This is a genomic window from Noviluteimonas gilva, assembly GCF_009740395.1.
In the GTDB taxonomy this organism is placed as follows: Bacteria; Pseudomonadota; Gammaproteobacteria; order Xanthomonadales; family Xanthomonadaceae; genus Noviluteimonas; species Noviluteimonas gilva.
Genome location: NZ_WOXT01000004.1, coordinates 379,306 through 389,879, shown reverse-complemented (window position 1 = coordinate 389,879; position 10,574 = coordinate 379,306). Strand labels below are relative to the sequence as shown.

9 protein-coding genes and 1 pseudogene are annotated in these 10,574 nt (G+C 67.8%); 1 reads left to right on the top strand and 9 read right to left on the bottom strand.

Annotation, left to right across the window (positions count from 1 at the left end; genetic code table 11):
• Nucleotides 1-121 precede the first annotated feature (121 nt).
• Complete coding sequence (locus GN331_RS14025; RefSeq protein WP_156642878.1) at nt 122-739, bottom strand: YkvA family protein; 618 nt, start codon at nt 737-739, stop codon at nt 122-124.
• A 170-nt stretch (nt 740-909) separates the two neighbouring features.
• Here GN331_RS14025 and GN331_RS14020 point away from each other — a divergent pair, with 170 nt between their 5' ends.
• Nucleotides 910-1,350: a winged helix-turn-helix domain-containing protein gene (locus tag GN331_RS14020; protein WP_197427147.1), complete on the top strand. Its 441-nt coding sequence runs from the start codon at nt 910-912 to the stop codon at nt 1,348-1,350.
• A 40-nt stretch (nt 1,351-1,390) separates the two neighbouring features.
• On the opposite strand, the pseudogene GN331_RS14015 reads toward GN331_RS14020, so the two are convergent.
• The 8 genes and pseudogenes from GN331_RS14015 to GN331_RS13980 form a co-directional block, all read right to left on the bottom strand.
• Nucleotides 1,391-1,948: pseudogene (locus GN331_RS14015) on the bottom strand (ribonuclease HII); the annotation flags it as partial.
• Nucleotides 1,949-2,029: 81 nt separating this feature from the next.
• Entirely contained in the window at nt 2,030-3,190 is a 1,161-nt protein-coding gene (gene lpxB / locus GN331_RS14010; protein ID WP_156642871.1) for a lipid-A-disaccharide synthase, read from the bottom strand.
• Between the two features lie 3 nt (nt 3,191-3,193).
• The gene (gene lpxA / locus GN331_RS14005) at nt 3,194-3,976 is read right to left on the bottom strand and encodes an acyl-ACP--UDP-N-acetylglucosamine O-acyltransferase (protein WP_156642869.1); all 783 of its coding nucleotides are present in this window, start codon (nt 3,974-3,976) and stop codon (nt 3,194-3,196) included.
• Nucleotides 3,977-3,981: 5 nt separating this feature from the next.
• Nucleotides 3,982-4,431 (bottom strand): 3-hydroxyacyl-ACP dehydratase FabZ, encoded by a 450-nt coding sequence (gene fabZ, locus GN331_RS14000; protein WP_156642867.1) that lies wholly within the window; start codon nt 4,429-4,431, stop codon nt 3,982-3,984.
• Nucleotides 4,432-4,436: 5 nt separating this feature from the next.
• Nucleotides 4,437-5,453: a UDP-3-O-(3-hydroxymyristoyl)glucosamine N-acyltransferase gene (lpxD, locus tag GN331_RS13995; RefSeq protein ID WP_156642865.1), complete on the bottom strand. Its 1,017-nt coding sequence runs from the start codon at nt 5,451-5,453 to the stop codon at nt 4,437-4,439.
• A gap of 23 nt (nt 5,454-5,476) precedes the next feature.
• Nucleotides 5,477-7,954 (bottom strand): outer membrane protein assembly factor BamA, encoded by a 2,478-nt coding sequence (gene bamA, locus GN331_RS13990; RefSeq protein WP_156642863.1) that lies wholly within the window; start codon nt 7,952-7,954, stop codon nt 5,477-5,479.
• Between the two features lie 73 nt (nt 7,955-8,027).
• Nucleotides 8,028-9,398, bottom strand: coding sequence for an RIP metalloprotease RseP (gene rseP, locus GN331_RS13985; RefSeq protein WP_156642861.1), 1,371 nt, complete (start codon nt 9,396-9,398; stop codon nt 8,028-8,030).
• Nucleotides 9,398-10,573, bottom strand: a complete 1,176-nt coding sequence (locus GN331_RS13980) for a 1-deoxy-D-xylulose-5-phosphate reductoisomerase (protein WP_156642859.1) — start codon at nt 10,571-10,573, stop codon at nt 9,398-9,400. Before GN331_RS13980 ends, rseP begins: the two co-directional genes overlap by 1 nt.
• Nucleotide 10,574 lies beyond the last annotated feature (1 nt).

Sequence of the window (10,574 nt, the reverse complement as noted above, 5' to 3'; positions counted from 1 at the left end):
GGGAGGCGATGCAGCGACAAGGACTTGACGCGTACGAGATGTGCGCGTCGTCGTTGCTTTATCCCCCCCAATCGCGCTTTGCGCGATTGACCCCCCTTGGAAAGGGGGTGGAGATCGCGCATTAGCTGCCTACGCGGAACGGCGCCTCCGCATGGCCGCGACGGCTGTAGTGGCTCGCGTTCACGCGCATGTTGTGCTGCCACAACTGGATCTCGGCCAGGCGGTCGCGGATCCACGCGGCGCGCTGTTCGTCGCCGGTGCCGGCCGCGCCGGTCTCCGAGCGATAGGCGCAGAAGTCGCGATAGTCCTCGGCCTCGGCGGCGAAGGCGGGCCACGCCAGTTCGAGCAGCAGCACGTCGTCGAGTTTGCCGAGCAGCGGTTCGCGGTCGGGGATCAGGTCTTCATCCTGGTCCAGGTACCCGATCAGCTTGGCCAGCCGCGCGCGCAGGGCGTCGGGCGGGTCCCAGCAGTCGTCGTCGAGCATCGCGCGCAGTTCGTCGATGCGGCGCAGGCGGCGATCGAGCACGTCCTGGGCGGCCTGGGCCGGCATCGACGCCAGCCAGACGCACAGGTTGCGCACGCGGTCGGCATCGACGCGTACGGCATCGGGGTAGAGCTCGTGGAGCAATGCATCGAACTGGACGACCGCCTCGGGCCGGATGGCCGGTCCGCTACCGGAATCGGCGCCGAAGGACATCGGCAGGGGTTCGTCGGTGATGGTGGGGGCGGATAGACGCATGACGCACCTCCCGGACCGGCTGTCAGAAGGTGCGTGCGCCGGCCGGCGCGGCGCGCGACCGAAAGGTTGGGACGGGTGCCTGGCTCGGTTGGTTCCCGGGCCCCGTTCCGAATTGGATGCAGGCTGAGTCTGCTCCGTTGCATATCGGATGTCTCGGCCGGGAAGTCGGGGTGCCGAACGTCCCGACCGGCGGTAGCCGGGATGTGCGGGTTTGCGCGTTGGGCCAGTCGATGCAGGACTCTCCTCGCGACCCCGGGCAGGTCTACCGATTCGACGACGTCGAGGTGCGCGCGCGCCCGATCGGCGTGCGTCGCGGCGACCGGATGATCGGCGTGGAACCAAAGGCGCACGCCGTCCTGCTGCAACTGCTGTCGCACGCGGGCGAGGCGATCGAGCGCGAACGCCTGCTCGACACCGTCTGGGGCCATCGCCACGTTACGCCGAGCGTGCTCAACCGCATCGTGGCCCAGCTGCGACGCGCGCTGGGCGACGACGCGTCGAACCCGCGCTACATCCAGACGCTCCACGGCCGCGGCTATCGGTTCATGGTCCAGCCCGAGAAGCTCGCCGACGAGCACGGCGAAGAGAACGAGACGACCCGGTCGCACTGACGGCGGGTCAGTCCTCGACGACTTCCAGCGGCAACAGGTTCCCCTGCAACGCATCGCGCACGGGCGTGAAGCTGCGCCGATGCTGCGGGCACGGCCCGTGCGTGCGCAGGGCGGCGAGGTGTTGCGGCGTCGAATACCCCTTGTGCTCGTTGAAGCCGTACTGCGGCCATTGGCGATGCAGCGCGACCATGTGGCGGTCGCGCGTCACCTTGGCCAGGATCGAGGCGGCCATGATCGCGCGGTCGCTCGCATCGCCGCCGATCAGCGCTTCCGCGCGGCACGACAGGCCTTTCGGAATCGCGTTGCCGTCGATGCGTGCGTACTCGCACGCGTGCAGCACGCCTTCGACCGCCAGGCGCATGCCGAGCATCGTGGCGTGGTAGATGTTGAGGCGGTCGATGTCTTCCACTTCGACGTGCACGATCTTGTAGGCGATCGCACGCTCGACGATGCGCACGTAGAGTTCTTCGCGGCGCTCGGCGTTCAACTGTTTCGAATCGGCCAGGCCGTTGATGGGCGTTCGGCCCGGTGCGAAGACCACCGCGGCGACGACCACCGGTCCGGCGAGCGGGCCACGGCCCGCTTCATCCACGCCGGCGAATCGCGCGGGTGGGGCGGCGGGGTCGGCGGTGGCGGGTTCGAACGACATCGGCGCGGACTGTGCGGTGGACCGACGCATTCACGCAAGCGGTGCGGGCGCGTCCAGCAGTTCGGCGATGGCGTCGGCCGCGCGGGCGGAGGCGTCGCGGCGCAGCGCGAGGTGCAGGTCGCGGAAACGGGCCTGGAGGATGAGGCCGGGTTCGGGCGTGGAGAGCAGCGGGAGCAGGGCGGCGGTGAGCTTGTCGGGCGTGCAATCGTCCTGCAACAGCTCGGGCACGAGCGATTCGCCCGCCAGCACGTTGGGCAGCGACACGTGTTGCACCTTGAGCAGGCCGAAGGTGCGCACGATGGCGTGCGTCAGCGGCGCAAGTCGGTAAGCGACGACCATCGGGCGCTTGCACAGCATCGCTTCGAGCGCGGCGGTGCCGGAGGCGAGCAGGACGGCGTCGGCGGCGATCATCGCGCGCTGGGCCTGGCCGTCGAGCACGGTCACGTTCGGAAGATCGGCGGGCAGCGCGGCTTCGATCGCGCGCCGGCATGCAGCGTTGGCCGCGGGGACGACGATGTGCAGATCGGGCAACGCCGCGGACAACTTCGCAGCCGCGGCGAAGAACGTCGCAGCGAGCCGATGGATCTCGCCGAGTCGGGAACCGGGCAACACCGCGAGGACGCGCGCGCCCTGCGGCAGCCCGAGGGCTTCGCGTGCTTCGTTGCGATCGGGTTCCAACGGCAACGCATCGGCCAGCGGATGGCCGATGTAGCGCGCGTCGACGCCATGCTGCGCGTAGATCGCAGGCTCCATCGGGAACAGGCACAGCACGCGATCGGCGCTTTGCCCGATCTTCGCCGCGCGCGACTGGCGCCAGGCCCACAGCGACGGGCTGACGTCGTGCACCGTGCGAATGCCGCGTTGCTTCAGCCACTTCTCGACGCCTAGGTTAAAGTCGGGCGCGTCGATGCCGACGAAGACGTCGGGCTTCCAGGCCAGCACGCGTTCGCGCAACTCGCGACGCACGCGCAACAAGCGGGGCAGATGCGCGATGACTTCCGTCAGGCCGAAGACCGCGAGTTCGGACGCGTCATGCCACGCATCGAAACCGGCGGCGCGCATGTTGTCGCCGCCGATGCCGGCGAATTGCGCATCGGGAAAGCGCGCACGCAGCGCTTCGATCAAGCCTGCGCCGAGTTGGTCGCCCGAGGTTTCCCCCGCGACCAGGCCGATCCGGAGCGGACGGGCCATGGGTCAGCGCAACAGGTGGCGTTCGCCGCGGCCGATGAACTCGACCATCGCGCGCACGTCGTCGCTGTCGTTGCTCATCTCGCGCAGTTGCTCGAGCGCGTCTTCGAGCTTGGCGCCCGAGACGTACAACGCGCGGTACGCACGCTTGATCGCCGCGACGCGCGTGGCGTCGAAACCGCGGCGCTTGAGGCCTTCGGAATTGATGCCGCGCGGGCGGCCGTAGCTTTCCTGCGCGATCATCAGGAAGGGCGGGACGTCGCCGTTGACGAACGCGCCCATGCCGATGAAGGCGTGGTCGCCGATGCGGCAGAACTGGTGCACGCCGACGAAGCCGCTGAGGATCACCTGGTTGCCGACTTCGACGTGGCCCGCGAGCGTGGCGTTGTTCGACAACACGCAGCCATCGCCGATGATGCAATCGTGCGCGACATGCACGTAGGCGAGCAGCCAGTTGCCGTTGCCGATGCGCGTGACGCTGGCGCCGGTGCCCGTGCCGCGGCTGATGGTGACGAATTCGCGCACGACGTTGTCGTCGCCGATCACCAGTTCGGTGCGTTCGCCCGCGAACTTCTTGTCCTGCGGATCCCCGCCGATGGCCGAGTGCCCGTGGAAATGATTGCGCCGGCCGATGCGCGCCGGGCCGTCGATCGTGCAGTGCGGGCCGACGATGGTGCCATCGCCGATTTCGACGTCGGCGCCGATGACGCAGAACGCACCGATGCGCACGTCCGCGCCCAGGCGCGCGCCCGCATCGACGACGGCGGTGGGATGCACCTGCGCCGTCATCGGGTTCAGCCCTTGACCTCGGCGCAGAGGATTTCGGCGCACGCGACCTGTTCGCCGTCCACGCGCGCGATGCCCTGGTACAGCGCCATGTTGCGGATGGTGCGCTTGAGCTCGACGTGCAGCTCCAGGCGATCGCCCGGCACGACCATGCGGCTGAACTTCGCGTTGTCGATCTTGACCAGGTAGAACAACTTGTCCGTCGCCGCGGCCTGGTGCGAGAGCTGCGTCAGGATGCCGCCGGCCTGCGCGAGGGCTTCGATCACCAGTACGCCCGGCATCACCGGGTGGCCGGGGAAGTGGCCCTGGAAGAAGGGTTCGTTGATCGTGACGTTCTTGATGCCGAGGATGCGCTTGTGCGCTTCGAACTCGGTCACGCGATCGACGAGCAGGAACGGGTAGCGGTGCGGCAGCAGCTTCTGCAGCGCGACCACGTCGAGGGGAGGTTGCACGTCCATCGTTTTCAATCCTTGTCCGGGGCCGCCACGCGGCGGGCCAGTGCATCGAGTTGCTTGAAGCGCGCAGCGCTCTTGCGCCAGCTGCGATTGTCCATGATCGGCGTGCCCGACGAATACTCGCCCGGTTCCCGGATCGAATGGGTCACCAGGCTCATCGCGGTGACGATCACGCGGTCGCACAGTTCCAGGTGCCCGAGGATGCCGGCGCCGCCGCCGATCAGGCAGTAGCGGCCGACCTTCGCGCTGCCGGCGATCGCGGCGCAGCCGGCCATCGCGGTGTGCGCGCCGATCACGACGTTGTGGCCGACCTGGATCTGGTTGTCCAGGCGCACGTCTTCTTCGAGGATCGTGTCTTCCAGCGCGCCGCGGTCGATGGTGGTGTTGGCGCCGATTTCGCAATCGTCGCCGATCACCACGCCACCCAGTTGCGGCACCTTGAGCCAGCGGCCGGCGTCCATCGCCAGGCCGAAGCCGTCTGCGCCGATGACCGTGCCCGGATGCAGGCGCACGCGCTTGCCCAGGCGAACGCGCGTGACCAGCGTGACGCGCGCGATGAGCTCGCAGCCTTCGCCGACCACGCAATCCTCGCCGACGATGCAGCCCGGCCCGAGCGTCGCGCCCGCGGCCACCGTGCTGCGCGCGCCGACGACGACATGCGGGCCGATGTGCGCCGAAGGATCGACGACGGCGCTCGCATCGATGACGGCGGACGGATGGATGCCGGGTTCGACCTGCGGCACCGGTTCGAACAACGCGGAGATGCGTGCGAATGCCGCGTACGGATCACGCGCGATCAGTGCCGTGCCCGCGTAACCCTCTGCATCTTCGGCGCGCATGACGACCACGCCGGCTTGCGACGTGGCCAGTTGCGCGCGATAGCGGGGATTGGCGAGGAAGCCCAGCGAATCCGGGCGGCCGTTGGCGAGCGTCGATACGCCGCGAACGACGCGTTGCGCGTCGCCCGCGACATCCAGCCCGAAACGCGCCCCGAGATCTGCTGCGGTGAATTCCGGGGCGCCCATGGTGTCGTTTCCCGAAGCCGCGGTCAGAACGACCCGCCGAAGGTGAACTGCAGTCGCTCGATGTCGTCGCCCGGGAAGAACGTGAGCGGATCGGCATCCTTCGAGCGGATCGGCAACGCGTAGCTGATCGACAGCGGACCCATCGGCGAGCGCCACAGCAGCGCGACACCGGCCGAAGCACGCAGTTCGCCCGCGTCGAACGCGTCGAAGTCGGCGAACACGTTACCCCAGTCGAGGAAGGCCGAGATGCGCGCGGCCGGCGAGTCGAACAGCTTCGGGAACACCAGTTCCACGGTGCCCACGGTCTTCAGCGCGCCACCGATCGGCTGCGACTGGAAACCGGCGACTTCGCGCGGGCCCAGCGAGTTGTCGACGAAGCCGCGCACGCGGCCCGACGAGCTGATGCCGCCGGCGTAGAAGCGTTCGAAGAAGGGCAGGCCGTCGGAGTTGACGGTGGTGAGGAAGTCGTCGGACGCGGTGGTGCAGGGCACGGTCATGTCCACGCACAGGTCGCGGTAGATGACCTCGCCGTAGTTGTCGCCGTAACCGATGTTGACCGCGGTGAGCAGGATCAGCGACGGGGCGAGCGGGAAGTAACGCGAATACTGGTATTCGGCCTTCCAGTACTCCGCCGTCGAACCCGGCATCGCGATTTCGATGCTGGCGCGGTGGTAGCTGCCGTTGGACGGCATGAAGTAATCGTTGCGCGTGTCGCGCGAATAACCGAACTGCGTGCGCCACGCATGGAAGGTGCGATGCCCGACGGCCGCGATGTACTTGCGGATCGACAGCGGCGTGGACGCCGACAGCAGGATCTCGTTGGTGTCGATGCCCGCCAGCGCCGAGACGGTGTCGTACTCGGTGATCGGCAGGCCGAGGAAGACCTGGGCCGCGCCGCTGTTGGTCGAGTAGTTGGCCGCGCCGTAGTCGCTGTAGTCGAACTCGCGCCACCACAGGTTGTAGCCCAGCGACATGCCTTCGTCGGTGAAGTACGGGTTGGTGAACGAGAAGTCGTAGCGCTTCTGGTAGCTGCTCTGCTGCGCGGCGATCGACACGCGGTTGCCGCTGCCGAGGAAGTTGTTTTCCTGCAGCTGCACCGACAGGTTGACGCCCGACAACTGCGAGTAACCCACGCCGAACATGAAGCTGCCCGAAGTGGTTTCCTTGACGGTGTAGGTCACGTCGACCTGGTCGTCGGTGCCGGCGACCGGCACGTTTTCGACTTCGACCGTTTCGAAGTAACCCAGGCGCTGCAGGCGGACCTTGGAACGGTCGACCGCGGCCTGCGAGTACCACGCGCCTTCGAACTGGCGCATTTCGCGGCGCAGCACTTCGTCGGCGGTACGCGTGTTGCCCTTGAAGACGACGCGGCGCACGTTGACGCGCGGGCCCGGGACCACCTGGAAGTTGATGGCGACGGTCTTGTCTTCGGCATGCACTTCGGGGATCGGGTTCACCTGCGCGAACGCGTAGCCGATGTTGGCCAGCGAGGCGACGATGGCGTCGGACGTGAACTCCAGCAGGCGGCGGGAGAAGATCTGGCCTTCCTTGACGGGGACCATCTTCTCGACCTGCTCCTGCGGGAGGATCGTGTCGCCGGTGACCTTGACGCTGGAAATCTTGTACTGCTCACCCTCGGTCAGGCCGGCGGTGATGAACATGTCCTGGCGGTCGGGGCTGATCGCGACCTGCGTGGAGTCCAGGCTGAAGTCGACGTAGCCGCGGTCCAGGTACCAGCTGGTGAGCTTTTCCATGTCGCCGGACAGCTTTTCGCGCGAGTACTGGTCGTCGCGGCGGTACCACGAGAGCCAGTTGTGTTCCTTCGATTCCCACGCATCGGTGATCGTCTCGTCGGCGAATTTCTCGTTGCCGACCAGGTTGATGTGCTGGATCTTCGCGGCCTTGCCTTCCTTGACGTTGATCGTCACGTCGACGCGGTTGCGGTCCAGGCGCGCGACGTTCGGGGTGATCTCGACGTTGTACTTGCCGCGGTTGTTGTACTGGCGATTGAGTTCCTGCGTCACGCGGTCCAGCGAAAGGCGGTCGAAGGTTTCGCCTTCGGCCAGGCCGATGTCCTTCAGGCCCTTGGTCAGGTCTTCGGTCTTGATGTCCTTGTTGCCGGTCAGCGTCAGCTTGTTGATCGCCGGACGCTCGACAACGGTGATCACCAGGATGTCGCCCTGGCGATCCAGGTGCACGTCTTCGAAGAAGCCGGTGCCGTACAGCGCGCGAATCGCGTCGCCGGCGAGCGAGGCATCGAGGCGGTCGCCGCGTTCGACGGGCAGGTAGGTGAACACCGTACCCGCCGAAATGCGCTGCAGGCCTTCGATGCGGATGTCGCTGACGGTGAAGGCGGCCGGATCGCTGGTCGGGCCCGGGGCCGGCGCGGCGCCTTCCGGCTGCTGGAGCGCGAACGGGTTGGCCGTTTGCGCCGCCGCGGGGGCGGCGATCGCCGATGCGAGGGCGAGGGCGAGCAGGCGGCGGGAAAGGTGTCGCGTCATCGTCACGTCCGGTTGGGGGTTCAGGCCACCGCGCGTATGGCGGGGGCGGGTCTTGCGGGCTTTGGGGCGGTGGCTAATGGAAAAAGACGTCGTTGAACAACGCCAGCCCCATCAGGCCGACCAGCAGCGCCAGGCCCACATATTGCCCGGCAGCCATCGTACGCTCGCTCAGCGGGCTGCCTTTGACCAATTCAATAAGGTAATACAGCAGGTGTCCCCCATCCAAGAGCGGAATGGGGAGCAGGTTGAGGATCGCCAGTGAGATCGACAGGACGGCGAGGAAGTTCAAAAACCAGGCCAGCCCCAGTTTTGCCGTCGCATTCGCCGCGCGGGCGGTGGTGACGGGGCCTGAAACGTACTTCAGCGATGCATTGCCGGTCAGCATGCGGCCCATGAAACCGACGGTGTCGCGCGCCTTGTGCCAGGTCTCGACGAAGGCCGCCGGGATCGCGTCGATCGGGCCGTAGCGGCGGACCGCGTCGAAGTCCGGCATCGTGCCCGACGACTTGTGGATCACGCCGATCCGCGCGACCGGCTTGCCGTCTTCGCCCTTGTCGATGCGCGGCGTCAGCGGGAAGGCCCTGCGCTCGGGCGATTGCGCGTCGCCTTCGGTGCGCAGGACTTCGATCATGCCGGGGCCGCCGCGCGCGGCGAGCGCTTTGACGGCCGGGGCGATGTCGGCGTAATCGGAGACCGGTTGGCCGTCGATCGCGACGATGCGGTCCTTTTCGGCGAGCACGCCGTACGCGGGCGAGCCCGGGACGATGTCGTCGACGGTCGGCGGTTCGAGCTGGTAGCGCGCGGTGAGGCCGACGAGCGTGGGCGCCTGCAGTTCGTCGAATTCCGCGGGGAGCTTGGAAAGATCGAGCGTGCGCGTGAGCGTGTCGCCGTCGGCGTTGCGCACCTGGACCGCCACGCGTTCGCGATCCAGCCCCGCGAGCGCGAGCGCGAAGCGCACGTCAGTCCACGTCTGGATGTTGCGATCACCGATGCGCAGGACTTCATCGCCCTTGCGCAGGCCCGCTTCGGCGGCGATGCCGGTCGTGCGGCCGACCACCGGCGCATATTCTTTCAGCCCGACGACGAACGCGCCCCACAGGAACAGCACGCACAGCAGGATGTTGGCGACGGGCCCGGCCGCGGCGATGGCGATGCGGCGCCACGGCGATTGGCGATTGAACGCGCGATGCGCTTCTTCGGGCGCGACGTCGTACTCGCGCTCGTCGAGCATCTTGACGTAGCCGCCCAACGGGATCGCGGCGATGGCGAACTCGGTGCCGTCCTTGTTCTTGCGCATCCACAGCGGCTTGCCGAAGCCCACCGAGAAACGCAGCACCTTGACGCCGCAGCGCTTGGCGACCCAGTAGTGCCCGTACTCGTGGAAAGTCACGAGCACGCCGATGGCAACGATGTACCACCACACACCACCGATGAAGCCGTCCATCAATCTGCTTCCGAACGTGCGTTGACGACGGCCTGCGCGTACACCCGCGCGGCACGGTCGGCCTCGCGGAGTGTGTCGAGCGTGTCGGCCGGCGTAGGCGGCAGGGCGGCGAGGGTTTCGTCGACCAGCGCCGGGATGCCTAGGAAAGCGATCCGGCCCTGAAGAAAGGCTGAAACCGCCACTTCATTCGCCGCATTGAGGGTCGCCGGGGCGGTGCCGCCGGCGCGCAGGGCCGCGTAGGCCAGGCCCAGGCACGGGAAGGCTTCGCGGTCCGGCGGCTCGAAATCCAGGCGGCCGTGCTGCAGCAGATCCAGCCCGCCGACGCCCGAGACGACGCGCTCGGGCCACGCCAGGCCCACCGCGAGCGCGGTGCGCATGTCGGGCAAGCCCAGCTGTGCGAGCGTGCTGCCGTCGACGAATTCGACCAGCGAATGCACCAGGCTTTGCGGGTGCACCAGCACGTCGATGTGGTCGGCCGACACCCCGAACAGGTGATGCGCTTCGATCACCTCCAGGCCCTTGTTCATCAGCGTGGCCGAGTCGACCGAAATCTTCGGGCCCATCGACCACTTCGGATGCGCGACGGCCTGCGCCGGCGTGACGTCTTCCAGCGATTCCAGGTCGCGCCCGCGGAACGGGCCGCCCGAGGCGGTGAGGCAGATGCGCTTCAAACCGTTTCGCGCATGCGCATCGGGCAAGCACTGGAAGATCGCGTTGTGTTCGCTGTCGATCGGCACGATCGTCGCGCCGGCCGCGTTCGCCGCGTGCATGAGCAACTCGCCCGCGAGCACCAGCGATTCCTTGTTGGCGAGCAGCAGGCGCTTGCCCGCGTGCGCGGCAGCGAGCGTCGAACGCAGGCCCGCGGCGCCGACGATGGCGGCAACGACGGTGGTGCATGCATCGCTGTCGATCAGCGCGTCGAGCGCGTCTTCGCCGGCGTGCGCTTGGGTCTTGAGTCCGGCATCGCGCAAACCGTCGCGCAACGCATCGAAGCGCGTGGCGTCCGCGATCACCGCATGGTCCGGCTTGTGCGTGCGGCACAACGCAAGCAATGCGTCGACCTGCGTGCCCGCGGCGAGCACGCTGGCGCGCATCCGCCCGGGATGGCGGGCGATGACGTCGAGCGCGCTGGTGCCGATCGAACCGGTGGCGCCGAGGACTGCGACCTGCTGCATG

Coding starts and splice junctions, on each gene's coding strand:
- lpxB (WP_156642871.1), bottom strand. CDS start 3,190: ATGGCCCGTCCGCTCCGGATCGGCCTGGTCGCGGGGGAAACCTCGGGC.
- bamA (WP_156642863.1), bottom strand. CDS start 7,954: ATGACGCGACACCTTTCCCGCCGCCTGCTCGCCCTCGCCCTCGCATCG.
- lpxA (WP_156642869.1), bottom strand. CDS start 3,976: ATGACGGCGCAGGTGCATCCCACCGCCGTCGTCGATGCGGGCGCGCGC.
- rseP (WP_156642861.1), bottom strand. CDS start 9,398: ATGGACGGCTTCATCGGTGGTGTGTGGTGGTACATCGTTGCCATCGGC.
- GN331_RS14025 (WP_156642878.1), bottom strand. CDS start 739: ATGCGTCTATCCGCCCCCACCATCACCGACGAACCCCTGCCGATGTCC.
- lpxD (WP_156642865.1), bottom strand. CDS start 5,453: ATGGGCGCCCCGGAATTCACCGCAGCAGATCTCGGGGCGCGTTTCGGG.
- fabZ (WP_156642867.1), bottom strand. CDS start 4,431: ATGGACGTGCAACCTCCCCTCGACGTGGTCGCGCTGCAGAAGCTGCTG.
- GN331_RS13980 (WP_156642859.1), bottom strand. CDS start 10,573: ATGCAGCAGGTCGCAGTCCTCGGCGCCACCGGTTCGATCGGCACCAGC.